24 protein-coding genes and 2 tRNA genes are annotated in these 25,844 nt (G+C 62.6%); 13 read left to right on the top strand and 13 right to left on the bottom strand.

The window, feature by feature from the left end:
• Positions 1–15: 15 nt before the first annotated feature.
• The 4 genes from JHL16_RS12130 to JHL16_RS12115 all read right to left on the bottom strand — a co-directional run bounded on the left by JHL16_RS12130 (position 16) and on the right by JHL16_RS12115 (position 2,926).
• Positions 16–438 (bottom strand): DUF2948 family protein, encoded by a 423-nt coding sequence (locus JHL16_RS12130; RefSeq protein WP_200187121.1) that lies wholly within the window; start codon positions 436–438, stop codon positions 16–18.
• Positions 435–1,727: a UDP-N-acetylglucosamine 1-carboxyvinyltransferase gene (murA, locus tag JHL16_RS12125; protein WP_200185108.1), complete on the bottom strand. Its 1,293-nt coding sequence runs from the start codon at positions 1,725–1,727 to the stop codon at positions 435–437. The genes JHL16_RS12130 and murA overlap by 4 nt, the downstream gene beginning before the upstream one ends.
• Before the next feature lie 95 nt (positions 1,728–1,822).
• Positions 1,823–1,972: a hypothetical protein gene (locus JHL16_RS12120; RefSeq protein WP_200185107.1), complete on the bottom strand. Its 150-nt coding sequence runs from the start codon at positions 1,970–1,972 to the stop codon at positions 1,823–1,825.
• Between the two features lie 39 nt (positions 1,973–2,011).
• Positions 2,012–2,926, bottom strand: a complete 915-nt coding sequence (locus JHL16_RS12115; protein WP_200185106.1) for a cation diffusion facilitator family transporter — start codon at positions 2,924–2,926, stop codon at positions 2,012–2,014.
• Positions 2,927–3,069: 143 nt separating this feature from the next.
• On the opposite strand from JHL16_RS12115, the gene JHL16_RS12110 reads away from it, so the two are divergent.
• Together JHL16_RS12110 and JHL16_RS12105 are read left to right on the top strand one after the other, a co-directional pair.
• Positions 3,070–3,144, top strand: a tRNA-Thr gene (locus JHL16_RS12110).
• Positions 3,145–3,464: 320 nt separating this feature from the next.
• Positions 3,465–3,932, top strand: coding sequence for a Rap1a/Tai family immunity protein (locus JHL16_RS12105; protein ID WP_200185105.1), 468 nt, complete (start codon positions 3,465–3,467; stop codon positions 3,930–3,932).
• A gap of 49 nt (positions 3,933–3,981) precedes the next feature.
• Here the strand turns inward: JHL16_RS12105 and JHL16_RS12100 are convergent, their stop codons facing one another.
• Positions 3,982–4,683: an outer membrane protein gene (locus JHL16_RS12100; RefSeq protein ID WP_200185104.1), complete on the bottom strand. Its 702-nt coding sequence runs from the start codon at positions 4,681–4,683 to the stop codon at positions 3,982–3,984.
• Positions 4,684–4,861: 178 nt separating this feature from the next.
• Between JHL16_RS12100 and JHL16_RS12095 the strand changes: the two genes are divergently transcribed.
• A complete protein-coding gene (locus JHL16_RS12095) occupies positions 4,862–5,626 on the top strand; it encodes an adenylate/guanylate cyclase domain-containing protein (protein ID WP_200185103.1) in 765 nt (254 codons plus the stop codon).
• A 64-nt stretch (positions 5,627–5,690) separates the two neighbouring features.
• On the opposite strand, the gene JHL16_RS12090 is transcribed toward JHL16_RS12095, so the two are convergent.
• The 3 genes from JHL16_RS12090 to JHL16_RS12080 all read right to left on the bottom strand — a co-directional run bounded on the left by JHL16_RS12090 (position 5,691) and on the right by JHL16_RS12080 (position 8,631).
• Positions 5,691–6,266 (bottom strand): thermonuclease family protein, encoded by a 576-nt coding sequence (locus JHL16_RS12090; RefSeq protein ID WP_200185102.1) that lies wholly within the window; start codon positions 6,264–6,266, stop codon positions 5,691–5,693.
• Positions 6,263–6,715: a molybdenum cofactor biosynthesis protein MoaE gene (locus tag JHL16_RS12085; protein WP_210346015.1), complete on the bottom strand. Its 453-nt coding sequence runs from the start codon at positions 6,713–6,715 to the stop codon at positions 6,263–6,265. Before JHL16_RS12085 ends, JHL16_RS12090 begins: the two co-directional genes overlap by 4 nt.
• 89 nt (positions 6,716–6,804) lie before the next feature.
• Positions 6,805–8,631, bottom strand: a complete 1,827-nt coding sequence (locus JHL16_RS12080) for an AsmA family protein (protein ID WP_200185101.1) — start codon at positions 8,629–8,631, stop codon at positions 6,805–6,807.
• Between the two features lie 120 nt (positions 8,632–8,751).
• On the opposite strand from JHL16_RS12080, the gene JHL16_RS12075 reads away from it, so the two are divergent.
• Complete coding sequence (locus tag JHL16_RS12075; protein WP_200185100.1) at positions 8,752–10,716, top strand: acetoacetate--CoA ligase; 1,965 nt, start codon at positions 8,752–8,754, stop codon at positions 10,714–10,716.
• Between the two features lie 81 nt (positions 10,717–10,797).
• On the opposite strand, the gene JHL16_RS34950 is transcribed toward JHL16_RS12075, so the two are convergent.
• Positions 10,798–13,410 (bottom strand): PAS domain S-box protein, encoded by a 2,613-nt coding sequence (locus tag JHL16_RS34950; protein ID WP_348647201.1) that lies wholly within the window; start codon positions 13,408–13,410, stop codon positions 10,798–10,800.
• 303 nt (positions 13,411–13,713) lie between these two features.
• On the opposite strand from JHL16_RS34950, the gene JHL16_RS12065 reads away from it, so the two are divergent.
• Both JHL16_RS12065 and JHL16_RS12060 read left to right on the top strand, forming a co-directional pair.
• Positions 13,714–14,154 (top strand): phasin family protein, encoded by a 441-nt coding sequence (locus JHL16_RS12065; protein ID WP_200185099.1) that lies wholly within the window; start codon positions 13,714–13,716, stop codon positions 14,152–14,154.
• Between the two features lie 106 nt (positions 14,155–14,260).
• Positions 14,261–14,337, top strand: a tRNA-His gene (locus tag JHL16_RS12060).
• Positions 14,338–14,369: 32 nt separating this feature from the next.
• On the opposite strand, the gene JHL16_RS12055 is transcribed toward JHL16_RS12060, so the two are convergent.
• A complete protein-coding gene (locus tag JHL16_RS12055) occupies positions 14,370–15,206 on the bottom strand; it encodes a sulfotransferase domain-containing protein (RefSeq protein ID WP_200185098.1) in 837 nt (278 codons plus the stop codon).
• Between the two features lie 252 nt (positions 15,207–15,458).
• On the opposite strand from JHL16_RS12055, the gene JHL16_RS12050 reads away from it, so the two are divergent.
• Positions 15,459–16,793, top strand: coding sequence for a class I SAM-dependent methyltransferase (locus JHL16_RS12050; protein WP_200185097.1), 1,335 nt, complete (start codon positions 15,459–15,461; stop codon positions 16,791–16,793).
• 63 nt (positions 16,794–16,856) lie between these two features.
• Here the strand turns inward: JHL16_RS12050 and JHL16_RS12045 are convergent, their stop codons facing one another.
• A complete protein-coding gene (locus JHL16_RS12045) occupies positions 16,857–18,113 on the bottom strand; it encodes a class I SAM-dependent methyltransferase (RefSeq protein WP_200185096.1) in 1,257 nt (418 codons plus the stop codon).
• 102 nt (positions 18,114–18,215) lie between these two features.
• On the opposite strand from JHL16_RS12045, the gene JHL16_RS12040 reads away from it, so the two are divergent.
• On the top strand, positions 18,216–19,184 hold the full coding sequence (locus tag JHL16_RS12040) for a hypothetical protein (protein WP_200185095.1): 969 nt from the start codon (positions 18,216–18,218) through the stop codon (positions 19,182–19,184).
• A gap of 4 nt (positions 19,185–19,188) precedes the next feature.
• Here JHL16_RS12040 and JHL16_RS12035 read toward each other — a convergent pair whose 3' ends face one another.
• Together JHL16_RS12035 and JHL16_RS12030 are read right to left on the bottom strand one after the other, a co-directional pair.
• Positions 19,189–20,106 (bottom strand): glycosyltransferase family protein, encoded by a 918-nt coding sequence (locus JHL16_RS12035; RefSeq protein WP_200185094.1) that lies wholly within the window; start codon positions 20,104–20,106, stop codon positions 19,189–19,191.
• Between the two features lie 50 nt (positions 20,107–20,156).
• Entirely contained in the window at positions 20,157–21,095 is a 939-nt protein-coding gene (locus tag JHL16_RS12030; RefSeq protein ID WP_200185093.1) for a sulfotransferase domain-containing protein, read from the bottom strand.
• Positions 21,096–21,187: 92 nt separating this feature from the next.
• Between JHL16_RS12030 and JHL16_RS12025 the strand changes: the two genes are divergently transcribed.
• The 5 genes from JHL16_RS12025 to JHL16_RS12005 all read left to right on the top strand — a co-directional run bounded on the left by JHL16_RS12025 (position 21,188) and on the right by JHL16_RS12005 (position 25,818).
• Positions 21,188–22,129: a class I SAM-dependent methyltransferase gene (locus JHL16_RS12025; protein ID WP_200185092.1), complete on the top strand. Its 942-nt coding sequence runs from the start codon at positions 21,188–21,190 to the stop codon at positions 22,127–22,129.
• Positions 22,130–22,769: 640 nt separating this feature from the next.
• Positions 22,770–23,540, top strand: a complete 771-nt coding sequence (gene rfbF, locus JHL16_RS12020) for a glucose-1-phosphate cytidylyltransferase (protein ID WP_200185091.1) — start codon at positions 22,770–22,772, stop codon at positions 23,538–23,540.
• Positions 23,537–24,616 carry a CDP-glucose 4,6-dehydratase gene (gene rfbG, locus JHL16_RS12015; RefSeq protein WP_200185090.1) on the top strand — a complete coding sequence of 360 codons (1,080 nt, stop codon included), beginning with the start codon at positions 23,537–23,539 and terminating at the stop codon, positions 24,614–24,616. The genes rfbF and rfbG overlap by 4 nt, the downstream gene beginning before the upstream one ends.
• Complete coding sequence (locus JHL16_RS12010) at positions 24,613–25,185, top strand: dTDP-4-dehydrorhamnose 3,5-epimerase family protein (RefSeq protein ID WP_200185089.1); 573 nt, start codon at positions 24,613–24,615, stop codon at positions 25,183–25,185. The genes rfbG and JHL16_RS12010 overlap by 4 nt, the downstream gene beginning before the upstream one ends.
• A 27-nt stretch (positions 25,186–25,212) precedes the next feature.
• Complete coding sequence (locus tag JHL16_RS12005) at positions 25,213–25,818, top strand: pseudaminic acid biosynthesis-associated methylase (RefSeq protein WP_200185088.1); 606 nt, start codon at positions 25,213–25,215, stop codon at positions 25,816–25,818.
• The last annotated feature ends 26 nt before the right edge of the window (positions 25,819–25,844 follow it).

Raw genomic sequence — 25,844 nt, 5'->3', positions numbered from 1 at the left:
TTCGCCCGCGCAGACTCAACGCTCATGCGTGGGGAGGTTCTTCGTCTCCCAGGCGGGGCCCAGATCCTCGAGGCGCGCCTCGATGCATTCGACCTTGAGGCTGATGGCGCCGCCACCCGAGAAGGTGAGCGTGACGGTGCCGGAGGGCTCCTCATCGGGGGTGAAGGAAATCGACAGCAGCGACAGGATCGCATCATCGGCGCCCTGACGGATATGGTGCGATTGCGCGGCGAGCACACGATCGAAGGACAGGCCGGTGCGCCGGCGCTCATAAGGCGGTTTCTGCGTTTGCCACAGGAAACGGTTGCCGATGAGGGCGAATTTCTCCGCCGCCTTGAGATAACGGATATCGCCGATGGTGATCACCGCGTCCTGCATATGGGCGGAGATGATCTCGAGATCGGCGGGGTCGAGGGCGCTGAGTTTGAGCATGGTCAGTGGCCGGAGAGGCGCTCGATATCGGCGCCGCAGGCTTTGAGTTTATCCTCCAGCGTCTCGAAGCCGCGGTCGAGATGATAGACGCGGTGAAGTGTCGTTTCACCATCGGCGGCAAGCGCCGCGATGACGAGCGAGACGGAGGCCCGGAGATCTGTCGCCATCACTTGCGCGCCGGTGAGGCGCTCGACGCCGCGGATCTCGGCGGTGTCGCCATGGAGTTGGATGTCGGCGCCGAAACGGGCGAGTTCCTGCACATGCATGAAGCGATTCTCGAAGATGGTCTCGCGGATGATCGAGGTGCCCTTCGCCCTGGTCGTGAGCGCCATCAGCTGTGCCTGGAGATCGGTCGGGAAGCCCGGATAGGGTTCGGTATCGACCTTGATGGCGGAAAGGCCGGCGCCGTTGCGCTTGATCTTCAGGCCGTCATTGGCCGCCTCGATGTCGACGCCCGAGGTGCGCATGATGTTCATAACCTCATCGAGCGTGTCGAGGCGGGCGCCGGCGAGCGTCACCGTGCCGCCGGTCATGGCGGCGGCCATGGCATAGGTACCGGCTTCTATGCGATCGGCGATGACCGAGTGCTCGGCACCATGGAGGCGCGGCACGCCGGCGATGCGGATGGTGGCCGAGCCGATACCGTCGATCTTCGCGCCCATCTTCACCAAGCATTCGGCGACGTCGGTGATCTCGGGTTCACGCGCGGCGTTTTCGATGAGCGTATCGCCCTTGGCGGTGACGGCGCCCATGAGCGCTGCATGGGTGGCGCCGACCGATACTTTCGGGAAGTTGATATGGCCGCCGGTGAAACCCTTGGGCGCCTTCGCCACGACATAGCCGCCGTCGATCGAAATCTGGACGCCGAGCTTTTCCATGGCGAGGATATGGAGATCGACTGGACGCGTGCCGATGGCGCAGCCGCCGGGCAGCGAGACGCGCGCCTCGCCGCAGCGGGCGAGGAGAGGGGCCAGGACCCAGAAGCTGGCGCGCATCTTGGAGACGAGCTCATAGGGTGCGGTAGTGTCGGCGATGGTCTTGGCCGAGATGCGCATGGTCTCGCCGTCATGGCCGTTCTGGCCGGCGCGCTTGCCGGCGATGGTGATGTCGACGCCGTGATTCTGCAGGATGCGCTGGAGGAGGCGGACATCGGCGAGGCGCGGCACGCGGTGCAGCGTCAGGGTTTCATCCGTCAGCAGCGAGGCGATCATCAGGGGAAGGGCGGCATTCTTGGCACCGCTGATGTGAATGGTGCCGTTGAGCGTATTGCCGCCGCGGATACGGATGCGATCCATCTAAGTGTCGGTTCCCCTGATTTTCCCCTGGAAGAGCGCCGTTGCGGCACCCAAGGAGGCGCTTAACAAGCATAAGTGGCAGGGTCAGGGCAACCCTATCCGCCTTTGGTCTCATCCGGGCCGGACTTGGGCTCGGCTCTGACGCGAGCCTGGGCCTTGCGGCGCTTGAGATTGGCCCTCAGAGCCTCGGCGAGGCGGGCTTGGCGGGTGGCGGGTTTTTTGGGCTTTTCCGGCGGTCTGGCCATGGCGTTCTTGTCGGGCGGGAGAGACTTGCGGTCAAGCGATCAGACCGGGAGTTTCGCTTCCGCAGCGGCAAGTGCCGCGTCCTCGATCTGGATGGTGACATGCTCGAGGCCGAATTTCTCCTTCATCAGGTTGCGGGCCGTCTCCAGCACCCGGCGGGCGTCGGCCATGTCGTTCACCACGATATGGCCGCTCATCGAATCGAGACCGGACGTCAGAGTCCAGACATGCAGGTCATGCACGGCCGAGACACCCGGTATCTCCTTCAGGACACGCTCCAGCAATGTGAGGTCGATCTCGGCCGGGACACCTTCGAGCAGGATATGGACGGCCTCCTTGAGGAGCCGCCAGGTGCGCGGCACGATGAAGAGGCCGATGCCGGCGCCGACGATCGGGTCGGCGAGTGTCCAGCCGGTGGTCATGACGATGAGGGCGGCGATGACGACGCCGAAGGAGCCCAGAAGGTCGCTCAGCACCTCGAAATAAGCGCCGCGGACATTGAGGCTTTCGCTCGAGCCCGAGGCCAGGAGGCGCATGGAGATGAGATTGACGACGATGCCGATGAGGGCGACGGCGAGCATCGGCCCGCTCAGGATCTCGGGCGGGTTGATGAAGCGCTCATAGGCTTCGTAGAGGATGTAGATGGTGAGGAGCAGCAGGACGACGGCATTGGCGAGCGCCGAGAGCACCTCGGCGCGGACATAGCCATAGGTCTTCTGCGGCGTGGCCGGGCGCTCGGCGAATCGGATGGCGATGAGGGCCAGAGCGAGGCCGCCAGCATCGGTCAGCATATGGGCGGCGTCGGCGAGGAGCGCCAGGCTGCCGGTCAGAAGGCCGCCGACCACCTCGGCGACCATGTAAGTGGCGGTGAGGGCCAGGGCCAAGGCAAGCCGGGATTTGTGCCGGCTGGCGGCCGAGCCTGATTTGGGGAGGGCGTGTCCGTGGCCGTCATGCATGGGGGCAGTGTAGAGGGGTGAGTGACGCGAGACATCGGCAAATCTGCCAGCCTTTACCCCTCGGGGACCTTAACCGCTTATTTTGCCTGGGGAAACAGAAGCAGTTGATTTCCTGAAAGCTTGCGGGCATAGGGAGCCCCGGCGCTGCCGTAGCTCAGTGGTAGAGCACTCCCTTGGTAAGGGAGAGGTCGAGAGTTCAATCCTCTCTGGCAGCACCAGTTTCCCCTCCAATTCAGATCAAATAACCTTCTGTCATTGTTAGTCTTTTTACCCGCTGTTGGTAAAAAAAGGACTGGCATGAGACATGAGGACTTGCCCGCCGCGATGATGTTCCGGTCACGCTCCGCGAGAAAGCTCTATCGGGCTTTTTCTGCCGGCAGGCGTCTAGCCGCGCGTGGCCAAGTCAGGGTCGTGATTCTATGCGCCACCCTTCTTGGCGGATGCAGCCAAAACCCTAAGGGAATCTGCGAGTATCGTTACCCCACGGACCTCATCTCCGTTATTGTTCCAAATTGGAGAACGCGGCACGAATGCTCCGATGAGATACTCTATCTGCAGATTCCGGCAGCCTTGCTTTCTCTCTATCTTTACTGGCGATGGTTGGGCAGCAACAGGTCGTGACCTCGAGAAGGCTGACCTTAATCGCCATAGGATTGAGATGCTCAGGTCGTGGCTTAGATTTTTCGCTCTGACAGGGATCTTCGTGTTCCTGTGCTCCACCGGGAGCAGGGCCGAGGGATACTGGGACGGCAACAAGCTCTTCGCGGAATGCCGGGAGGCGACGAAGCTTTGCGATGCCTATCTCGCCGGGCTTGCCGATATGGCGGCGAAGGAAATGGGCGTTGTCTTGCCAAGCGCGGCGGTTTGCTTTCCGGAAGGAAGGAGCCTTCGGCAGCTTCGCGATATCGTTCTCAAGCAATTGAAGGACTATCCGCAAGGCCGAGGTGAGCCCGCCGTCTATATCGCGCTGACCGCCATCAAGGAGGCGTGGCCGTGCCCCAAATGAATGACGGCGCACCCTGTCGGGACGCGCCGTTCATTACGATCCTGGTGTCTCAGAATTTGTAATTGAGTCCCAGCCTGACCGTTTGGACCTCAAGTTCGATATTCTCTTCATAATCTATGCCGATGGCGTTGCCGGCATATTTCTGGGTGCCCAGATCGGAATAGAGATATTCGACTTTGGCCGTGATGTTGTCGGTAAGCGCGGCCTCGATGCCGGCGCCGACCGTCCAGCCGAAATAGGTCTGGCTTTCGTTGAGGTTGTTGACGAATGTGCCGGGCAAAGCGGGCAGGTAATCCTGGAAATAATCCACCTCCTGCCTGGCCCAACCGAGACCGCCGGTGACATAGGGCAGCACGCGGTCGAAGGCATAACCTGCGCGTGCCCTGACGCTGCCGAATGACGTGACCTTGGCTTCGGCTTCCGTTGGAATCACCGAGTTGCCGATCTGGGTCAGATCAAGGCTGTCATCCTTCAGATTGCCTAGTGAGACATCCGCTTCGACGCCGAGTACGATATTGCTGGGGAGCTGGTAATTGTAGCCTGCCTGTGCGCCGCCGACCCAGCCATCCGGCTCCAGGTCGTAGGCATAGAGATCATTGGTCTGCGATTTTCCCCAGCCATAACCGCCATGGACGCCGAGATAGAAGCCGGTCCAGTCATAGGCGGCGGGTGCTTCGACGTCCGCAGCCGAAGCGGGTGAAAGCGGGGTGAGCGCGACCGTGGCGAGCAGGGCGACGAGTATTTTCTTCATGTGAACACGCCAATGGATTCGAAAGAGGGTTGAGTGGCCAAAAAACTACATGAATGTTGGCTGATTGCAACGGTATGCGCAGGGCTGCGCACGCAAATGTCATCGCGGCTGCAACCGCAACTGAGCGATGTCACCGGCTTGTCTACCTTGGCGGGATGGAATATGTCTTTTGGCGCCCATGAACGCGATCACCGAACGTAAACTTACGACCATCCTGTCGGCCGATGCCGTCGGCTATAGCCGCCTGATGGGACAGGACGAGAGCGGCACCTTCGCCACGCTCAAGGCCTATCGCGAGCTCACCGCCGAGCGAATCGCGGCCCATCGCGGCCAGATCGTAAATACAGCGGGCGACAGCATCCTCGCCGACTTTCCGAGCGTCGTCCGGGCGGTCGAATGCGCCATCGATATCCAACGCGCGATCGCCGAACGCAACGCGGCGTTGAGCCCCGACAAACGCATGTGGTTCCGCGTCGGCCTCAATCTCGGCGACGTCATGGTCGACAAGGGCGATCTGTTCGGTGACGGCGTCAATGTGGCGGCGCGGCTCCAGGCCATGGCCGAGCCCGGCGGCATTCTCATCTCGGGCACCGTCTTCGATCATGTGAAGGACAAGCTCGCGGTAGGCTTCGATGCGCTCGGCGCCAAGGCGGTCAAGAATATCCCGGCGCAAGTGTCGGTCTATCGCGTGCTGCTCGAGGGCGGCGTCAAGCCGGCACCGGACGAGATGCCCGCCGCGGCTTCCCGGGCAGGACCGGATCCGCGTGAAGTGCGCCGGCACAAATTCAGGGTCAGCACGGCGACGGCTGGAACCTTCATCGCGTTTTTCTTCCTGCTCAACCTGGCGACCGGGTCGCCCTTGTGGGCTATCTGGCCGTCGCTCGCCATTTTGCTTCTCTACGCGTTGCGGTCGATAGCGCTTTTCCGTAAGCGGTTGGATTGAGGGCTAATCTCATTTCCCTTCTCCCGCTTGCAGGAGGGGAAGCACGGTGGAAGCGGGCGAAGGGTCAATCGTGCGGGGCGCGGTGGAGATTGGGGCGGTGGATCTCGCGCCAGTCCTCGGGCAGGTCGAAGGTGCCACGCCAGATGCCGCGACGCTCGTTACGCGCTGCGACTTCCTCGTCGACATAGAAGGTACCGTGACGGGTATAGGCGACGGCCCAGCCGAGACGGACCATTTCGGCGTTGAGCTGGACGCCGCCGGCGCTGCAGCGCGAGACGAGGCGGCCGTAACGATCGGCATCGAGGCCCTTGCACTCGACCTCTCGGCCACGCACGAGCCGGCGCAAGGCGTCGGCGGCGTCACGGCCGCAATTCCAGTCGCGGTTCCTCTCGTCACGACAGATCTGCCGGTATTCCGGCGCGTCGATGCCGTTGAGCCTGATCTCATCCTTGCCGAGCCGGAAGGAATCACCGTCGATGATGTCGGCGGCGCCGGGGGTGAGGGTCACCTGGTTGAAGACGCGCAATGTTATGAGGACGAGGCCCGCAGCGACGATGAACATTCCCGTGTCGACGAGACTGCGCGCCAATGAACGTGGCGGCCGTGACGGCCGCCGGCGTCCATAGCGGCGGTAGTTCACGGCCGGTCCCAGCGCCGCGCCGCCTGATCGTCCTTGTCCTTGGCGTCGACCCAGCGCGTTTCGCCGCCGGTTTCCTCGAGCTTCCAGAAGGGCGCCTTGGTCTTGAGCCAGTCCATCAGGAATGCGCACGCCTCGAACGCGGCCTGCCGGTGGGATGAGGCGGTGAGCACCAGCACGATGTCGTCGCCAGGTTCAAGTGGCCCGTAGCGGTGGATGACGAGGCTCGCCTCGAGCGGCCAGCGCGCGAGCGCTTCGGCCTCGATGCCGGCCAGCGCCTTTTCGGTCATGCCTGGATAATGCTCGAGCGTCATGCGCTCGATGCGGGCACCTTCGCTCATTTCCCGCACGGTACCGATGAACATGACGGTGGCGCCGCTCGACCGGTTGGCGGCCTGAAACGCCTTCAATTCAGCGGCTGCGTCGAAAGCTATGTCCTGCACGCGGATCATGATGATCTTCAATATCTCGCATCAGATTATCCGAAAACCGCTTCGCACTTTTCGGTCCGATGCCATTGTGCCAAGAATGACGCTTCGGTTCAATCGGGCGCGCCGAGCCCCAGCTTCTTGAGCGCCGCATAGGCGCCGGCCGGATCCTCGAGGATTCCCGGCATGTCGGGATAGATGCGCGGCGCCATCCACGGGCCCTTGACCTGGATGGCGACAGGGAAGGTGGCGAGGGGGGCGGGAGCGGTCGCCGACGTTGCCGCCGAAACCGCCAGCTGCGGATCCACCTTGAGATCGAGCGCCTGGCGCAGGAGATCGACTTCGCCCTTGCCGGTGAAGGTCAGAGCCGGGCTCGACAGGATGAGATTGGTCGTCTCCGCGATGCCGTCGGAAATGGCGAAGGTCGCCGACAAAGCGTCGAAGGTGGTGCTCTGGCGCTCGTCGCGGCCCCAGCCTTCGAGAATCGCCGTCGAGACCTTGCCGAAGGCGGCCGGCAGGTCGATGCCGGTCAGGGTCCCGGATACGGCGCGGAACGAGGCCTGTCCCTTCAGCGTAGATACGAGATCGGCGAGCGTCGGGCCGCTGGCCTGCAGCGAGAGGCTGGGCGAGAGCCGGCCTGTGAGGTCGCCGAAGCCCACCGCGGCGAGCAGCGCCCTGTCGGCCGCGATGTTCTCGCCATTGGCGCTGAACTGGAGGCTGGGCGTCGCCGCCTTGCCGTCGATCTTCAAAGCGAGATCGAGAGTGCCGTCGGCATAGGCCGCCTTGGCGATCTTTAGATCGAGGATGCCATCGGCGAGATTGGCGGTGAGCTCGGCAGGTCCGGTGCGGAAGGCGCCATAGGCGAAGGCATTGGTGCCCACTTTGAGAATCACATCGAGGCTGCGCAGCACCGAGAGATCGATGCGCGAGGTGGCCCACGGATTGGCGAGGAAGGCCTTGTTCACCGCGGTCGAGCCGCTGTAGCGGGTGAGATCGATGGTCTGGACGGTGACGTCGGCATCGAGCTTCGGCCGGCCCTTGCCGAGCGCCAGGCCGATATCGCCCTGGCCGCGCATATCGTCGAGAGCGAATTGGGCGTTGGTGAAGAGCAGACCCTGCGCCGATGAATCGACCGCACCCGCCAGCTCGAAGCGGGCGCCGTTCATGCCCTCGGGCAAGGATGCGCCGAACCAGGATGCTGCCATGCCGAGATCGGTGCCCTTGATGCCGGCCTGGCCGTCGAGCTCGAAGCCTTTGATGAGGGCGGCGCGGCCGGAGAACTGAAAGTCGAGGCCCGGCGCCTGCAAGGTGACGTCGGCGGGTGAACCGTCCTCGGCGACACGTTGCGGCGATTTAAGGAACAAGGTGAAGCCGGCGCGCCGTTCGTTCCAGACGAAAGCACCCTTGGCGTTCAACTCATCGGCGGGGCCGGAGAGCGAGGTCTGTGCCTCGACATCGGAGAGGGCCACGGCGGTGCCGGTGCGTTCGTCGAGAAAGGCGACGCGGCCATTGGTGATACGCAGCGGAAGACCTTCCGTTTCGCCGGCCGCGGCCGGGGCGGCATAGTCCCAATTGGCATGGCCGTCGGCGCCGATGACCAGATTGATGCTGGGTTTCTCGATCACGATCTCGGCGATGCCGTTTTCGCCCCAGCCGAACAGGCCGTCGGCCGGCACGATGCGCATCGTCTCGATGGTGGCGAGCGGCGCCGAGGTCGAGCCTTTGGGGGCGGGGATCACGACATTGCCGAGGGAGACCGAGAAGCGCGGCCAGAAGGAGAGGCCGGGCAGGCCGGAAGACGTGACCGCGACACCCGTCTGGCGCTCGACCCTCTGGGCCAAGTCGGCGGACACCGCCCGGATGCGGTTGGTCAAAAGAATTCCTGCCGCGACAATCAGGACGGCGGCGACGGCGAGGCAGGCCAGTATGATCTTACGCATCGTTCCCTTGCAAGGAATTGGGGCCGACAAGTCAAGAGTTGACTTACAGGCCATATTCGGGGCCTTGGGAGCATGGAAATGCGGCATGATCGTGCCGGACAGATAAAGGGAGGGTGATTGATGTCGAGTGCCGAGCCTTTGTGGACACCGGATGCGGGACGCCAGGCCGGGTCCAATCTCGCGGCTTTCGCGGCTCATCTCGCGAAGGGGCAGGGCTCGGGATCGCTCAAGACCTATGCGGATTTCCACAATTTCTCGGTGCGGCAGCCGGAGCAGTTCTGGAGCGCGTTGTGGGATTTCGCCAAGGTCAAGGCGTCGACGCGCGGCGACCGCGTGCTGGTCGATGGCACAAAAATGCCGGGCGCCAGATTCTTCCCCGACGCCAGGCTCAATTATGCCGAGAACCTGCTGTTCAAGAACGACGACACGCCGGCGCTGATCTTCCGCGGCGAGGACAAGGTCCGCAAGAAGATGAGCTGGCGCGAACTCAACACGGCCGTGGCGCGGCTTCATCACGCTTTCGCCAAGGCCGGCCTCAAGCCCGGCGACCGGGTGGCGGCCATCGTCCCGAACATGCCGGAAACCATCGTCGCCTTCCTGGCGGTCGCCTCGCTCGGCGGCATCTGGTCGTCCTGCTCGCCCGATTTCGGCGAGCGCGGCATTCTCGACCGCTTCGGCCAGATCAAGCCGCGCTTCCTCATCGCCTGCGACGGCTATTACTACAACGGCAAGAAGATCCCGATCGGCAACAAGGTGGCGGCGGTTCTGAAAGAGCTGCCGAGCGTCGAGGAAACCCTCATCATCGATTATATCGGCCAGGCGACCGACATCTCGCGCACCATGCCGCGTGCGGTGGCCTATGAGGACTATATTTCGCGCAAGGAGCAGGAGCCGATCAAATTCGCCCAGCTGCCTTTCGATCATCCGCTCTATATTCTCTATTCCTCCGGCACCACCGGCATTCCCAAATGCATCGTGCACCGGGCGGGCGGCATCCTCTTGAAACATCTCTCGGAGCTCATCCTCAATTCCGACGTGAGGGCCGGCGACCGTCTGTTCTATTTCACCACCTGTGGCTGGATGATGTGGAACTGGCTGGTGAGCGGGCTCGCCACCGGCGCCACGCTGCTCCTCTATGACGGCTCACCCTTCGCGCCGAGCGAGCGGGTGCTGTTCGATTATGCCGATGAGGAGGGCATGACGCTGTTCGGCACCTCGGCCAAATATATCGACGCGGTCAAGAAGTCGGGCCTCAAGCCGCGCGAGACGCATAAGCTCGCCACCGTGCGCACGATGTTCTCGACCGGCTCGCCGCTCGCCGCCGAAAGCTTCGACTTCGTCTATGAGGATATCAAGCGCGACCTGCATCTCGCCTCGATCTCGGGCGGCACCGATATCTGCGGCTGCTTCGTCGGCGGCAATCCGCTGTCGCCGGTGTGGCGTGGCGAGATCCAGGGCGCCATGCTCGGCATGGCGGTCGATGTCTATGACGACGACGCGAAACCGATGCGCCAGGAGAAGGGCGAGCTCGTCTGCGCGGGGCCGTTCCCGTCGATGCCGGTGATGTTCTGGAACGACGAGAGCGGCGAGAAATATCACAACGCCTATTTCGCCCGCTTCGACAATATCTGGTGCCATGGCGATTTCGCCGAATGGACGGCGCATGGCGGCATCATCATCCATGGCCGCTCGGATGCGACGCTCAATCCCGGCGGCGTGCGTATCGGCACGGCTGAACTCTACGCCCAGGTCGAGCGTATCCCCGAAATCATCGAGGCCTTGGCGATCGGCCAGGACTGGGACAATGACGTGCGTATCGTGCTGTTCGTGCGATTGCGCGAGGGAGTCCAGCTCGACGAGGCGCTCGCCGCCAAGATCAAGCAGCAGGTGCGCCAGGGCGCCTCGCCCCGTCACGTGCCGGCGAAGATCATCGCGGTGAAGGATATTCCGCGCACCAAATCCGGCAAGATCACCGAGCTCGCGGTGCGCGATGTCGTGCATGGCCGGGTGGTGAAGAACAAGGAAGCGCTGGCCAATCCGGAAGCGCTGGATCTTTACAAGGATCTGGCGGAGCTGAAGAGCTGAACCGGGCCAGCCTCATCCTATCCTGACGGACGCTTCGAGGCCCGCCTTCGGCGGGCACCTCAGCGTGAGGGATTTGAGGACTTAGACCGCCAGCACGCGGGTGGTGGGGAAAGTGATCTCGACCAGCGTGCCTTTGCGCGGTTCGCTCGAAATGTCGAACTGGGCGCGGTTGGCTTCGGCGAGCGCCTTGGTGAGCGGGAGGCCCAGGCCGGTGCCCGGCACGTTGCGGCCGTCGGTGGTGATGCGCCGGAACGGCTCGAGCGCTTCCTTGATCTCGGCTTCGGTCATGCCGAGACCGGTGTCCTTGACGCGCAATTTCAACTCGCCCGCTTTGGTGAGCTGCGCCGAGATGATCACCTGGCCGCCGGGCTCGGTGAATTTGATCGCGTTGCTCAAGAGATTGAGCATCACCTGGCTCATCGAGCGCTGGTCGGCGACCACATTGGGAAGATCGCCGGGCATCGTGCGGCGCAGGATGACGCGCGCGGCGGTCGCCTGCTCCTGCACCATCTTGATCGCCTGGTCGACGACATCGGGCAGCGCCACGGACGTGAAATTGAGCTCGAGCTTGCCGGCCTCGACCTTGGAGAGATCGAGCAGGTCGTTGATGAGCGACAAAAGATGCGCGCCGCTGGAATGGATGTCGTTCACATAGCCGCGATACTTGTCGTTGCGGATCTCGCCGAAGCGCTCCATGCGCATCACCTCCGAGAAGCCGAGAATGGCGTTGAGCGGCGTGCGCAATTCATGGCTGATCTTGGCGAGGAACTCCGACTTCTGCTTGCTCGCCTGCTCGGCGGCGTCCTTGGCCTCGCGCAACTCGGCCTCGGTGCGCTTCCACTGGGTGATGTCGCGCAGCACGGCGCAGAACGAGGCGCTGTTCTCGCGCGTCGAATGGAGGCGCCCGATGGTGAGGAAGAGCGGCACGACGCCGCCCTGCTTGACGACCGCCGTCACCTCGCGCCCGTCATTGAAGACGGCGGCGAGGCCGGGACCTTGCAATGCGGAGAGATAGTCGCGCAGAACGCGGCGGCTGTCGGGTGCCAGCAGCGTGGCGAGCGGCTTGTCGATCACCTCGGCGATGCGATAGCCGAAGATGGCTTCGGCGCCGGCGCTGAAGCTGCGGATCTGGCCGCTGGTGTCGAGCGTGATGATGCCGTCGGCCGCGGTGTCGAGGATGTTGCGCAGCTCCTCGTCCTCCTCCGCGCGCGCATTCGGCTGCGGGGGGAGTGGGGCTGGTGCGGGTACAGCGGCGGGCTTGGGCTGCGGTGCTTCGGCCTGGACGGGGGCGGGCGGGCTTGCGGGCTCGGCCGGTGGCGGCGGCTCTTCGCGCGGCAGGTCGATGACGAGCTCGGCCTTGGCCGGCTTCTCGTCCTGAGGCGGCTTGGCGACGATCTGGGGCTCGGCCGAAGGTGATGGATGGACGAGACGCGGCGCCGGCGCTTCGACCTTCAGCGGGGCCGCGGGTAGTTCCGCTTTGGGTGGCGCAGCCGGCACCGGTGCCGGCTCGGCTTCGACCGCCTGGGCGATCTCGGCGAGCGTCACCTGCAAGGCCGGGCCGCCGCGCCAGGCAATGGGGAGGACGGTGAGATTGACGGTGATTGGCGCGCCGTCACCGGTCACCAATCTCGCGGTGCTGGTGCCGCGCGGCGGCAGGCCGGAAAAAGCGATCTTGTCGCGCAGGCTTTCGGAGCCGGCATACCGCAACAGCTTCAGCGCGGCGGGATTGGCATATTGGATCTTGCCGTCCTGCACGATGATGACGGGATGGGCGAAGGAATCGATCTTGCGGGTGACGATCGGCGGCAGGCCGGGCGGGATGTTTATCGGCACCGCCTGGACATTCACCTGGATGGGCTCGGCCGTCTTTTGCTTTTCAGCGCGCAGCGATTTGCCGAGGGCCTCGAAGGTCTCGGCCTCCTGGGGCGACAGCCTGGGCTCGCTGAGCTTGGGCGCAGGGGCCGGCGCCGCGGCCGCTTCGCTCTCGCCCAGATGGCGCTCCAGCGCCCGGCGATCGGTGACGTCTTCGCAGATGACGAGGATGGCGGGATCGGCGCTCTTTTCGCCCGCCATCAGCTTGGCGGTGAGGCGGATATCACGCTCACCGAACAGCGTGTCGAGCTTGCGGGTGAGGCCCAGCGTGCCGGCGGAGATCACCCGCTGCTGGAACTCCTCGAAGGCCTCGACGCTGCCCAGAAGCCGGTGGGCGTAGCGGCGCTGCTCCGGCATGAACAGGCGCTCGGCGGCGGCATTGGCGAAAGCGACCATGCCTTGCGTGAGGAGGAGGGCCGGGAAGGGCAGATCGCTGAAGGCCCGCGCCAGCTCACCCGATTGGCTGGCGGTCTCTTCGGCCTCGGCGATTCCCGCCACCAGAAGTCCGGTTCGGCCATCGGGAAGGGTGTGCAGGGCGCAGTGACAGGCAAGCGCCGTCGCATTGCCGGTCGAGGGGAAATGGAGCAGCGCCTTGCGCAGCTCACCGCGCCGCAGACGGCGCGCCAGGGCGCCCAGATTTTCCACGCCGGGCTCAGTCCGGTCGAAGGGGCGGTCGAGCAGGTCGAACAAGGTCTCGCCGCCGAAATAGGCGATGCCGGCTCTATTCGCCCAGACGATGCGCGCACGATCGCTGTCCCACAGCCAGGATGGCTGGGGGAGGCTCCGCAGATCCTCGAGCGTTGGCAAAACGGCCTGATTCACTCATCCTGCCGCAGGCTTGGCTGCCCGCGGCCCCTTGCTCCACACCGTCCCGGCAGAATCGCGCGTTCCGGCATTTTGTCTATAAAGCAATGTTAAATGAGTACAATTCATCAATCTTTTATTAAGCTTAACGGCCTTTCCCCAGTCTACAGGGCGACTCACTTGAGTTCACGTCCTGACTGTCAGTTCTCCACAGGCTCTTGCTGCGTCGCAAAATAATGTTGCGATGCACAATGATCGCGCCTATCATGGACAGATTGTGGTCACTGGCGGGCCTCGGTCCGCCCGAAAAGGAGACGTGACATGAGCAAGAAGCTGAAGCTTGTCCGGAACACCCCGGAAGTGGCGGCCGAGGTCACTGAATTCGCCCAGAAATCGGTCGATCAGGCGCAGGCCGCCTTCGACAAGGCGAGCGATCTCGCCCATTCCAACATGCAGTATGTCGACGCCGTTGCCGGCGCCTTCAAGGCGCGCACGACCGACATCCACCTCAAGGCCATGGAGATCGCCCAGATCAACATGAATTCGGCCTTCACCTATATGCGCAAGGCTTTCGCGGTGACGGATCCGACCGAGTTCGTGACCCTCAACCAGGATTTCGCGCGCGACCAGTTCGCCGCCTATACGCGCCAGGTGAACGAGCTCGGCGAGCTATCGCTGCTCCTCGCCCAGGAGACGGTGAAGCCGGTGCAGGAGAGCGTGCTGAAGTCGTTCGGCGATCTCGGCAAGACCTTCGACGTCTGATTTCACAGAGCATTTGCAACGGATCGGGCCTGCTCGCGAGAACAGGCCTTTTCCTGTTGAATTACAAACCGCTTCAGACTAGTTTGCGCCCGTTTCGAGGAACCGTGCAGCTGTAGCTCAGTTGGTTAGAGCGTCGGATTGTGGATCCGAAGGTCCCTGGTTCGAGACCAGGCAGCTGTACCACTCGATTTTTTCCACCCAGTGATAATTCGATTCTAAGAGGCGGACTGCGCCTGGAACGGATAGCCGATCCTCGCTATGGCGCTTTCGATATAGTCGATATCCTCGGCGCTCATGCGCTGCTTGTGGGAGCCGATCTTGCCGTCGCGCACCTTCATCGCATTCTTGTCGCGGGCTTCTGAGCGCATGGCGCCCGACTCGAAGAAGCCCGAACGCTCCTTCTCCTTCAGATTGTCGATGTGCCCGAAATCGACGGAGGCCTTGACGGCGAGGGGATCGACACCGATGTCGCAGAACTCCAGGGTCTCACGCAGCGCCTGCGCCGGATCGTCGTGGATGGTCTCGTAACGCTGCCACAAAACCTCGCGCGCATAAGGCATGTAGGAGGCCCAGCGATTATGGGCGACGAGCAGCTTCTCGATGCCGGTGAAGGGATGCCTGACGAATTCCGACAGCGAGCCGCTGAACGACTTCGAGCGGAAGCAGGCATGCATATAGGCGGAGACGAGGACATCCTTGGGATCGCGGGTGAGCAGGATGACTCTACGTCCGCGCCAGCTCGCAGCCGAGCCGTTGAACGGATGCCACGGCGATATCGCGTTGAGAAAATTGGCGCCGGCATGCGTATAGGAAATCTGCGGCAGCCCGGCCTTGCGCGTCAGCTTCTTGGTGTCGAGCGAGCGTGTTTCCTGACCGAGGAAGGTGGAGTTGATGTAATGGGCCAGCAGCACGCGATGCCAGGTGCGTCCGCTCTTGGGGTAGGAGACGACGAGCACCTTGTCGCCCCAGGACTGCACATGTTCCTTGTACTGCCTGCGCCACAACTTGATGCCGCCGATCATGCCTGGTCCCAGCACAGACTGATCGATCATTACGTTACCCCCTCCGGCTGCACCTCTGCTCCATCAAGACTCCGACCAAACGGAAACCTTGAGAATCTCACGAACATTATTCGGCGGGATTTGACCATAACGTGACGGTTGCATGACGATCGCGGCTCCAATTTGTATCCTTTCGGCTACAATCGCAAAACGCCGCGCCATGCGGACAAATGCGTAACCGGACGGCTCTGCAACCTGCAGCTTCAGGTTGATTTGATAACGGATTTGTGACATCTGTTGACCATGAGTTCCCTCAAAGAAAACACCGCTAAAACAAGCATTAGCGCCAAAACCTCCGACGCACAGACGCTGAAATCGCAAGCCGAGCCCGCCCGGACCTGGACGCGCGAGGCGATCGAGCAGCAGCTCAAGCTGGAGCGCTTCGACTATCAGCGCGTGCCGCTGCCCTTTGGTCTGGCGACCGAGGGGCATGACCGCTCATCGACGGCGGCCGAGATCTTCGGCGACGATCTCGCCGGCAAATCCGTCCTTGATGTAGGGGCAAGTCTGGGCTTCTTCTGCTTCGAGGCCGAGAAGCGCGGCGCCACCGATGTCGTGGGCATCGACGTCCATCCCGAGTCGGTGCGCAAGGCGCGTCTCCTCGCCGAAATGAAGGGCTCGCAGGCGCAGTTCGTCGTCGGCAATCTCGAAAGCACCTATCTCGACCGCAAGTTCGACCAGGTGTTCTGCCTCAACGTGCTGCACCATCTGCATGATCCGATCGCGGCGCTCAACCGCCTGATCGACATCACCAAGGAGAAGCTCATCCTCGAAGTCGCGACGTTCGGCGCGCATGACAAGCGCAAGGTCGGGCTTCCCGCCTTCATCTGCAACTGGCTCAGCCGCTTCCCGATCATCTTCGTCACCGCCACCGGCACGCGCGGCAAGCGGGAAGTGCAGCGCTTCTATATGAGCGAGAAGGCGATCTTCAACATTCTGAAGGTGCATCGCGGTGTCTTCGCGAAGGTCGAGCTGAAGCCGTCCGGCCACAAGGGTCGCTTTGTCGCCATCGCCCATAAGCGGCAGATCGATCATCTGCTGGTGGTCGGCGGACCGACTTCCTCCGGCAAGAAGACGATCATGGCGCGGTTCATGAGCAATCAGATGCCCGAGCTCGCCAAGGCCCTGGGCACGCCCGACGCCACCGTGTGGGGCGAGCGGTTGAACGCCAACCATCTCGACAAGCCGGACGACCAGCCGGTGCGCTCGCATGTCATGCTGCATTACGACATCATGCGCCCGTTCATGCGCTCGACCCGCGTCTATGAGCGGGACGAGGCGATGGATCTCCTGTCCTGCGCCAAGAAGATCACCTTCCTCACCGTTGCGACCCCGAGCGAAAGACTGTTCAAGCAGATCACCGCGGCGGAGATCGACAAGAAATTCGCGCGCTCAGGCAAGGCGAAGAACCGCCATCTGCGCATCCGCGAAATGTATCAGGATCCGGCGAAAGTGAAGGAGATCTATTCGACCTGGATCGACTTCGCCAAACAGCACTCCGATACACACTGGATGATCGAGATGACGTCGCCGACCGAGTTCAAGCTGTTCCCGGCCGACGAATACGTCCCGCGCTAGCGCGCTATTTGATTTTGCGCATCAGCTTGCCCGAGAACCGCATGCACTTCTCGGTCCGACGCTTTAGACGAGTGCGGCGGCGACGTCGCGCTCCCACTCCTCGACAGTCAGCAGCATCGGGCCTTCCGGCTTGATCCACAGGATGCGGTGGTCGACATTCTTGCGGGCCAGATACTGGAACCAGGCGCGGTAATGCTTGGCCAGGTGCTTCGGGTTTTCATACTGGCCGAGGAGATTGACGAGCTGCTTGCGCCGCTTTCCGTCGCTCTTGCCGATATCGGCCTCAGCCGCCTTGATGAGCTGATCGCGCGGCAGCCAGACGGTCACGGCGCGCGTCGCCTGGGCGGTGTCGATGACATCGAGCGCCGGGTCGTGCTCGAAGGTGCCGGCGCCGCTGGTGAAGGGGCGCATGAAATCGTAGTCGAAGGCGAGCGCCGGCTGATGCGGCGTCTGCGGCTCGTGATAGTCCTCGGCGCGCAGCACCGGAACTTTGCCCTCAAGACCGAGGAAGCGCGCGGCCTCCGTCTGCTGGCCGGCGATGACCTTCTGGACGAACGGCGTCATCGCGGAAGAGGTGGGCGAGCCGACGATCATCAATTTGTCGATCTGGCGCTTGGTGGCGATGACCAGGAAGCGCTCCTTGAAGGTAGATGGCACGATTTCTACCGAAGCGAAGCAGCCGCGCCGATAACGCAGCAGATTCTCGATCGCCGATTTGGTGATGTAGAACTGCTTGACGCCTTCGCCGGCGGTGCCGCGCCCGACGAGCAGAGCCGGCAGGCGCACCAGGGTGCGCTGCTGCAGCAAGGTCATGCCGAGCTTGCGGCGGTCATGGGCGCCGAAGGTCGCGAGCTCAAGGATGAGGCGGCGGCGGGTCGCGGCGATCAGCCGGTCGAGGCCCTGGATCGGGTCGGCCAGGTGATGCAGCACGTTCAGGCAGATGACATGGTCGAAGCTCTCGCCGATCGGTCCGTGCTCGATGTCGCCGAGCGTGAATTCGACCGGCTGTCCCAATATGTCGGCAAGAAGCCTGCCCTTGCGGACATTGTCGATCTCGAGGTCGAAGCCGACCACGCGGCCGGCGCCGCGGCGGCGCGCCTCGAAGCAGAAATAGCCGAGCGCGCAGCCGACATCGAGGAAGCTCTGGCCCGTCATATCGTCTGGCAGAATAGCCTTGGCTGTGCTTGAACGGTCATGGCCGCCGGTGCTGAGCCCATAGGGCAGGGGAATGGCCTGGTAGTTGAAGGGCTCCGAACGGAGCAATTCTTCGATCTTTTCGCGCGACCAGGACGTGCTGGCGGGTGCGGAAACTTCAGTCATCGGGGGCCTCGTGCTAGCTATGCCGCGTTGTTCGAAAAGGAGGGGAATTTCGTTGTTTAATGCGTCAGGGCGGCCTTCATATCAAGCCTCGGCAGACCAGCGATGAACTGGAAGCAGCTGCTCTTTCCGCGCGCCGTCCATAGCGCCTTCAAGCGCGCCCGTCGAGCCAAGACGGCGCTGGCGAAACCCTGGCTGACGGGGCGGCTCCGGCTCGGCCGGCCGGCGCCCCTGGCGCGGTATCTGGGGGCGTTACGCCATGGCAGCCAGGTCGTCCGGAAGAAGCAGGGGATCGTCTATGCCGTGGCCGGCGACCGGTTCGTGCGTTTCGCCGCCGAGCCCCGCGCCATGGCCAAGCTCGGGCGCGAATATGACATGTGGCAAGCGCTGCGCGGCGAAGGGCTCGCCGCCATCCTGCCCCATAGCATGGCGCTCCACGATGTCCCCGGCGGCAAGATCCTCGAGAGCGACAGGCTGCGGCCGATCGCCAAGGAAGACCATGCAGCGGTGGCCTTGCCGATCGTCCAGGCGCTGCTCAGCAAAGCCCGGCCGGTCGTCCCGAGTGGCCTGCCGGCGACAATCGAGGCGGGGCTCGCTTTCGCCCGACAGATTTCCGGCGGCGCGCTGCCCCAGTCCTTCGCCAGCGAAAGCGACATCCGCGACGCCTTCGCGCGCCCATTGATGACCGGCATCTCGCACAAGGACCTGCATTATCGCAATGTGATGCGCGACGATCAGGGCAAGCCGGTGCTGATCGATCTCAAATCCTGCGAGCCCGAGCGCGTCGTCGCGATCGACCTCCTGGCACTCGCCTGCAAGAATCTGCAGGCGCAGGGGAAGCAGACCCTGGTGGATGCGGCTTTCGCCGCACAGCAGCGCAACTGGCGCGTCAGCGAACTGGAGCCGATCCTGGCGCTCGTCGATCTTCCCCGGCCGCTCTGGGGGCAGATCTATCTGCTCAACGTCATCGGCCTTCACGCCACGAAGCGCAAAAGCGGCGAGGAGGTGGATCCCTTCTCGCGCGCTTTGTTCCTGCGCATTCTGGCCAAGGATTGGCGATCGCCGATCCGGTAGGGCGTCAGGCGGCGAAGAGCGGGCGTTCGACCAGCGTCGACGTGCGCGCGATCACATCGAGCGCATCATGGCGGACATGGTTCTTGCGCATCTGATCCTCGATCATGTCGCGGGTCACGATGCCCTTCTCGACACACTCTTTCAGGAGCGCGAAGAACAGCCGCTCCTGGTTGGAGTCGGGATGCTTCTTATACTGGCCGAGGAAGGCATATTCGCCGAACAGCGAGCGGCGGACGCGGTGCCAGATATTGGCGGGCTTGAGGGACCCGGCCTTCTGCGGCGGACGGTAATCGACGGGGAGGCCCGTCTTCCAGGGCTGCGTGTTGCGGTGAGTGTTGTGGATGAGACGGGTATCGGGCGCCAGGCGGTCGAAATCATTCCAGGTCGGCTCGAGAACCCCGATCGTGTCGTCGTTCTCGAGCTTGAGCGCGATCCACTGGGCGTAGTCGCGCTTGGAGGCGAACATCTCGGCGAAATTGTTCTGGAGCTGCCAGTGCTTGAGCCTGGCATTGTCGAGCAGCATGACGCTCGAGGCGAAGTCGCTGTCCTTGGAGCCGCCCTTGCGCCGGCGCGCCATGATCGCCTTGCCGCCCATGTCGCGCTCGAGCAGCGGCACCACGTCCGCGACGCAGAACACATCCGGATCGACGACGACGGAGCGGCCCTCATAACCCATCTCCTCGGGCGGCGCGAAGCGCAGGACGGTGAAGGACTGCAAATCCTCGTTGCGCCATTCGCGCTGCAGGCCGTCGCGCAGATATTTCTTGCCTTCATAGGCCTGGAAGAAAGGATAATCGCGCGTGTCGACCAGCTTGACGTCGAAGAGGTCCTTCTTCGAGGCGAAGCGCTCGAAGGAATATTTCGAAACGAGCGCGCCGATGATCTGCTTCTCGTTGGTGTGAATGAAAATGCAGTGTTTCATTTTTCCGTCTCCGATGGGCAGCCAAGCAGCGCCCTTTCAACAATGGCTCATCACACGACCCGGGGATCGGGCGGGGCTTCGCTGTAGCCGTAGGCCGGCGACAAGGTGCGGGCGACGAGCTCGTCGATCCGGGCGACCTCGTCTTCGGTGAAATAGTCACGGTAGCCGCCGACTTTGGCGCGGCGCACCTTGTAGCTGTCGGGGTTGCTGGCATCGCCCGGCGTCATGCGATCGCCGACGCCCTTGAAGAAAGTATCCTTCTCCATCTTGCGCATGTTCTCGACGGAAGCGAATTCGACGCACTGAGCGAGTTCGGTGTCGGTCGCCATCTCATTCATGAATTCGAGGACATTGCCGAGCGTCTTGGCGGTGTCGCGCCTCAGCGTCTCGTAGCGCACCACGCGTATGGCCTTCAGCTTGTCGAATTCGGCCGCCCACAGGTTCATGAAGCGGATGATCTTCGGGATGCCGGCGCTTTCGCCGAGCACGAAGTCGATGAGCGGCACGTCGTCCTTGGGATCGGGATAGTTGTTGATGTACTTCTTGCGGTCGCGCATCCGGTGCTTCCACTGGAAAAACTGCGACACGGCAGTGTCGGCGGGGTGGCGGGCCAGCAGCACGACGCGGCTGCCGGCATAATCCGCTTTCGAATCCTGCGTACCGGTATAGTCGCCCAGATAGTTGTCGTGGGTGAACATCACCCGCGGAACGGCCCGATCGAGCACATGCAGGCTGTCATATTGCAGCAGCCGGTCGGCCGGCAGCTTGTAGCGCAGCTGGAAATAACGCGACAAAAGCACGCACAGCCAGGTGCGGCCGCTCTTTCCGTAGGACACGACGGCGTAGTCGGACTGGGCGAGCATGCGGGCGTCTTCCTGGCCGCGCAGGTAGCGCTCCAGCTTGAGACTCTTGTCGCGGGGCATGGTCACCGAGCTCGCCATGGCTATGCCCTGGCGCAGGGCGACGCGAACTTTATGGCCTATCGACATTCCTTGATTGACATCCGCGATATGTTGAGGGAAGTGCGGGGATATAGCTTGACCCTCCTTAAGTGGCAATCACAGACTGGCATGGACAATTCATGAACGGACCGGACATCAAACTGAAGCCCCTCGGCGAATTGGGGCTCGGCGTCGATGGCGAGGCGGTGTTCGAGGCCTTGCGTCCGTTCGTGACCCAGAATCCGGAAGCCGGACGGTTCGACACCGAAATGCGGCTCCGGCGTAAGAATCTGCGAAAGCGGCTGATCAAGCGGATTGGTAACGGTTGGTTTCGCCAGGTGCGATCGACGGACCGGATTCTCAACGAATATGAAGCGGCCTGGCAGGCCGGCCATACGCGCTATGACGTCACCCGCGGCCCGCAAAGCTTCACGCCCTGGCGCTGGCGGGACAAGGATATCCTGGTCGACGCGGCCGGATCGGCGCGGATGCGCAATATCATGTTCGGCGCGGTGATCCGCGCGCTCAAGCCGAAGCGGGTGCTAGAGGTCGGTTGCGGCGAAGGCATCAACATGTTCCTCCTTGCCGGCGCCTTTCCCGACGTGTCCTTCACCGGGCTGGAGTTGACGAGCACGGGCCATAACGAGGCCTTGAAGCTGCAGGCCGGCGCGGTACTGCCGGAGCATCTCCTTTCTTATGCGCCGCTGCCGCAAAAGGACGGCCAGGCGTTCAAGCGAATTTCCTTCGTGCAGGGCAATGCCTGCGCCATGCCGTTCGAAACCGGCTCCTTCGACCTGGTGATGACCGTGTTATCCGTCGAGCAGATGGAGCAGGTCCGCAAAGAGGCGCTGACCGAGATCGCCAGGGTGACCGGCGGACATTTGTTGTCGCTGGAGCCATTCCGCGATGTCAATGCCGATTTGTTGCGGCGCCTCAACGTGGCGAGCCGAGACTATTTCCGCGGCTCGATCGCCGAAATGCGCGATTATGGCCTGGAGCCCATCTGGGCGACGGATGATTTCCCGCAAGAGGTCTTTCTCGGCTCAGCCCTCGCGCTTAGCCGCAAGATCACAAATTCCTGAACGAGCGACGGCCAGCTTTCGCAGCGCCAGGCAGTTTTCTCATTATTTGAGATCCCACGCTATCCAGCAACGCGACGGCGTTAGGGGGCGTGCCGTCGGCAATCCGAGCTTTGAAGTCATCAGTCCGGCCGCTGTCGCATAATCGAACCCTTTGGTCAGGAGTGGTGACGCACCGAGACGGTCGCCTTCAGAATTGTCATCCATCCGTTTTGTCGGTGCAATAAAGTAACCGGTCGAGTGCCTGTTCCATGGCTGCCACGAACTTTCCGAAACAATGTTTCTGATGTCGATACAATGTTTCAAGATTGTTTCTGCGGCCCGTGGTGATGCTGCGTCAGGCCGTCGCAGGTGTGAAACTGAGCCGAAAACCGCCATGGTGCATGCCAGATACAGCGTGTTCAAGGATTGACAGGGAGATTGGCTGTGATCAATTGACGGCGGGCGACTACTCCCATTTGGAGGGTTCTTTTCTCGCGCATCGCGGGCACTCTTCGGTGGCTGGTGTCAAACAACGTTGGCAGGGAACGTATGGACGGAGCGCCCTGATATCTACGAATACACGCCGGTTTGGGGATTGAGCCGAGCTGCGATGGGTCGCCTGGGCCGAGCAAGCCCAGGGGACTGGAGGGGCGGAATAAGCATGAAAGCGGTAATTCTGGCCGGTGGGCTGGGAACTCGGATATCCGAGGAAACCCACCTCAGGCCCAAGCCGATGGTCGAGATCGGGCACAAGCCGATCCTCTGGCATATCATGAAGAGCTATTCGGCCCATGGGGTCACTGACTTCATCATATGCTGCGGTTACAAGGGCTATATCATCAAGGAGTATTTTGCCAACTACGCCCTGCATATGTCGGATATCACCTTCGACCTGCAGGCGAACAACATGTCTATCCATCAGCGCAAGGTCGAGCCGTGGAAGGTCACGCTGGTCGAGACCGGTGAAGAGACCATGACGGGAGGCCGCCTCAAACGTGTGGCTGACTATTTCCGCAACGAAGAGTGCTTCTGCTTCACCTATGGCGACGGCGTGGCGAATGTGGATATCACGGCGTCGATTGCATTTCACAAGGAGCACGGACGGCTCGCGACAGTGACCGCGGTGCGGCCGCCGGGCCGCTATGGCTCGCTGGCGATCGACGAAGAGGAAGTCATGGGATTCAGCGAAAAGCCCCCGGGCGACGGCGGGTTCGTGAATGGCGGTTATTTCGTTCTGTCGCCCCGCGTCATCGATTATATCGAAGGTGACGCGACGCCCTGGGAAGTGGGACCGCTCGAGCGGCTGGCACTCGACCGCCAGATGAAGGCTTTCGTCCATACCGGCTTCTGGCAGCCGATGGATACGTTGCGCGACAAGATCTATCTCGAAAGCCTGTGGGACAGCGGCAGGGCACCGTGGAAAGTGTGGTGACGACCGGCCGGCAGAGCGCCTTGCCTGATCCCTCCTTCTGGCGCGGCAAGCGTGTATTCCTGACCGGTCATACCGGCTTCAAGGGAAGCTGGCTCGCCATCTGGCTGAAGCGGCTCGGTGCCGAAATCGGTGGCGTTTCGCTCCGGCCGAGCACCGAGCCCAGCCTGTTCGACCTGGCCCAAGTCGCGGAGCTGGTGGACGGGCATTTCGGCGATATTCGGGACCAGGCTCTCGTTGCGCGCCTGTGCGCCGCGCACCAGCCGGAGATCATCCTGCATCTTGCCGCCCAGCCGCTGGTGCGCGCGAGCTATGCCGATCCCGCCAGCACCTTCGGCACGAATGTGATGGGGACCGTCAATATCCTGGAGGCGGCGCGTATGAGCGAAAGCTTGCGCGCCGTGGTGATGGTGACGACCGACAAGGTCTATCTAGACACCCAGCAGCAAAGTCCGTTTCGGGAGTCCGATACACTCGGCGGCCATGACCCTTACAGCGCCAGCAAGGCGGCATCCGAGCTCGTTGTCGCCGCTTATCGCTCCTCCTATCTCAAGGAAAAAGGGGTGGCGGTCGCCACAGCACGGGCCGGCAATGTCATTGGCGGCGGCGACTGGGCGCAGGACCGACTGATCCCCGATGTCATCCGGGCGTGGTCGGCGGGTGGAACGCTCAATGTCCGCAGACCGTCTTCGGTGCGGCCATGGAACCATGTCATCGAGACACTGACCGGTTATTTGGTGCTGGCGGAGCGCCTGTGGGACGCGCCTCAGCTTGCTCGCGCGTGGAATTTCGGGCCGCCGCCCCATGAAGAAGTCACTGTGCGGACCATCGTCGAGATGGCGCGCCGGATATATGGCGCCGGCGATGTGGCGTGGGGTGCGAGGGAAGAGGGGCCGCATGAAACACGCTGGCTCAGCCTGGATAACAGCAAGGCTCGGGTCGAGCTCGGGGTAGCGCCCCGATGGGATGCCGCCACCGCGCTCGAGCGTACGATCCGTTGGTATCGCCGGCAGCAGGACGGCGCTGACCCGCGTGGACTCTGTGAGGCCGATATAGATCACTTCGAGACTATTCAATGAGCAGCCGGTTTACGGTCGTACCAACCTCCTTCGACGGACTGAAGATCCTGGAACGCAGGATCGTCGGGGATGAGCGCGGCTCCTTCCACCGCATGTTCTGCGCAAATGAGCTCGCGGCGGCGGGGTGGAAATCCCCGATCGCGCAGATCAATTTCACCCGGACGACGCTGCGCGGAACGATCCGCGGCATGCACTATCAAAGAGCGCCTTTCGCGGAAATGAAGCTCGTGGCCTGCGTCTCCGGACGAGTGCTGGATGTGGTTGTGGATCTCAGGGCTGGGTCGGCCACGTTCCTGAAATGGTTCTCGGTCGAGCTATCGGAAGACAATCATTGCAGTGTTCTCGTCCCGGAAGGCTTCGCGCATGGCTTTCAGGCGCTGACCGACGATGTGGCGCTTCTCTACAGCGTTTCATCGCCATTCACCGCGGAGGCCGAGGGCGGGCTCAACCCGCTTGATCCGCGTATCGGAATCGACTGGCCGCTGCCGGTCAGCACGATTTCGGCGCGTGACGCAGGCCAGCCTCATGTAACGGATGCGTTCGAGGGGATGAAGCTCGATGCGGCCTGAATATGAAACAGTGAGGATTTAATCGACATGTCGGTGACGCAACAGGACGCCTTCTGGGCGGGCGAGCGCGGGGATGCCTATACCCAGAAGAACAGTGGTCCGCATGTCGGCAGCCAGATTCATTTCTTCAGCGATATATTGAGGCGCGTGCCGGATGTCGGATCCGTCTATGAAGTCGGCGCCAATGCCGGCCTCAATCTCGATGCGATCAAGGCTCTCAATCCGAATATCGAAATCGCCGGCTGTGACATCAACGAGCAGGCGGTAGGCATCAGCAAGGCCAAAGGGTACGACATCGACCTCTGCTCGATCTTCGAAATCGGGAGCAAGCGCCCATTCGACCTCGTCTTCACGCGCGGTGTGCTCGTGCACATCAATCCGGAGCGCCTGAACGATGTCTATGACCGGATGGGACAACTGTCCGGCAAATACATATTGATCGATGAGTTCTTCTCGCCGGTTCCGGTGCCCATCGACGGCTATATGGGACAGGACGGCGTGCTGTTCAAACGCGACTTCGGGCGCGAGATCATGAACCGCCTGGGGCTGAAGCTGCTCGCCTATGGTTTCCGTTCGAAGATCGATCCCGTCTTTCCGGGCTACGATACGAACTGGTATCTGTTTCAGAAATAACCAAGCCCAATACCGCCAATTCTCAC

The sequence above is a fragment of the Taklimakanibacter albus genome, assembly GCF_016595235.1.
In the GTDB taxonomy this organism is placed as follows: Bacteria; Pseudomonadota; Alphaproteobacteria; order Rhizobiales; family Aestuariivirgaceae; genus Taklimakanibacter; species Taklimakanibacter albus.
This window is presented reverse-complemented; position numbering and strand designations above follow the sequence as displayed.

What these genes read in the sequence shown, in the direction of transcription:
- JHL16_RS12055 (WP_200185098.1), bottom strand. Translation starts at nt 15,206, where the DNA reads ATGATCGATCAGTCTGTGCTGGGACCAGGCATGATCGGCGGCATCAAG.
- JHL16_RS12050 (WP_200185097.1), top strand. Translation starts at nt 15,459, where the DNA reads ATGAGTTCCCTCAAAGAAAACACCGCTAAAACAAGCATTAGCGCCAAA.
- JHL16_RS12065 (WP_200185099.1), top strand. Translation starts at nt 13,714, where the DNA reads ATGAGCAAGAAGCTGAAGCTTGTCCGGAACACCCCGGAAGTGGCGGCC.
- JHL16_RS12025 (WP_200185092.1), top strand. Translation starts at nt 21,188, where the DNA reads ATGAACGGACCGGACATCAAACTGAAGCCCCTCGGCGAATTGGGGCTC.
- JHL16_RS12075 (WP_200185100.1), top strand. Translation starts at nt 8,752, where the DNA reads ATGTCGAGTGCCGAGCCTTTGTGGACACCGGATGCGGGACGCCAGGCC.
- JHL16_RS12100 (WP_200185104.1), bottom strand. Translation starts at nt 4,683, where the DNA reads ATGAAGAAAATACTCGTCGCCCTGCTCGCCACGGTCGCGCTCACCCCG.
- JHL16_RS12115 (WP_200185106.1), bottom strand. Translation starts at nt 2,926, where the DNA reads ATGCATGACGGCCACGGACACGCCCTCCCCAAATCAGGCTCGGCCGCC.
- JHL16_RS12040 (WP_200185095.1), top strand. Translation starts at nt 18,216, where the DNA reads ATGAACTGGAAGCAGCTGCTCTTTCCGCGCGCCGTCCATAGCGCCTTC.
- rfbF (WP_200185091.1), top strand. Translation starts at nt 22,770, where the DNA reads ATGAAAGCGGTAATTCTGGCCGGTGGGCTGGGAACTCGGATATCCGAG.
- JHL16_RS12095 (WP_200185103.1), top strand. Translation starts at nt 4,862, where the DNA reads ATGAACGCGATCACCGAACGTAAACTTACGACCATCCTGTCGGCCGAT.
- JHL16_RS12085 (WP_210346015.1), bottom strand. Translation starts at nt 6,715, where the DNA reads ATGATCCGCGTGCAGGACATAGCTTTCGACGCAGCCGCTGAATTGAAG.
- JHL16_RS12105 (WP_200185105.1), top strand. Translation starts at nt 3,465, where the DNA reads ATGAGATACTCTATCTGCAGATTCCGGCAGCCTTGCTTTCTCTCTATC.
- JHL16_RS12035 (WP_200185094.1), bottom strand. Translation starts at nt 20,106, where the DNA reads ATGAAACACTGCATTTTCATTCACACCAACGAGAAGCAGATCATCGGC.
- JHL16_RS12120 (WP_200185107.1), bottom strand. Translation starts at nt 1,972, where the DNA reads ATGGCCAGACCGCCGGAAAAGCCCAAAAAACCCGCCACCCGCCAAGCC.
- JHL16_RS12010 (WP_200185089.1), top strand. Translation starts at nt 24,613, where the DNA reads ATGAGCAGCCGGTTTACGGTCGTACCAACCTCCTTCGACGGACTGAAG.
- JHL16_RS12005 (WP_200185088.1), top strand. Translation starts at nt 25,213, where the DNA reads ATGTCGGTGACGCAACAGGACGCCTTCTGGGCGGGCGAGCGCGGGGAT.
- JHL16_RS12030 (WP_200185093.1), bottom strand. Translation starts at nt 21,095, where the DNA reads ATGTCGATAGGCCATAAAGTTCGCGTCGCCCTGCGCCAGGGCATAGCC.
- JHL16_RS12080 (WP_200185101.1), bottom strand. Translation starts at nt 8,631, where the DNA reads ATGCGTAAGATCATACTGGCCTGCCTCGCCGTCGCCGCCGTCCTGATT.
- murA (WP_200185108.1), bottom strand. Translation starts at nt 1,727, where the DNA reads ATGGATCGCATCCGTATCCGCGGCGGCAATACGCTCAACGGCACCATT.
- JHL16_RS12045 (WP_200185096.1), bottom strand. Translation starts at nt 18,113, where the DNA reads ATGACTGAAGTTTCCGCACCCGCCAGCACGTCCTGGTCGCGCGAAAAG.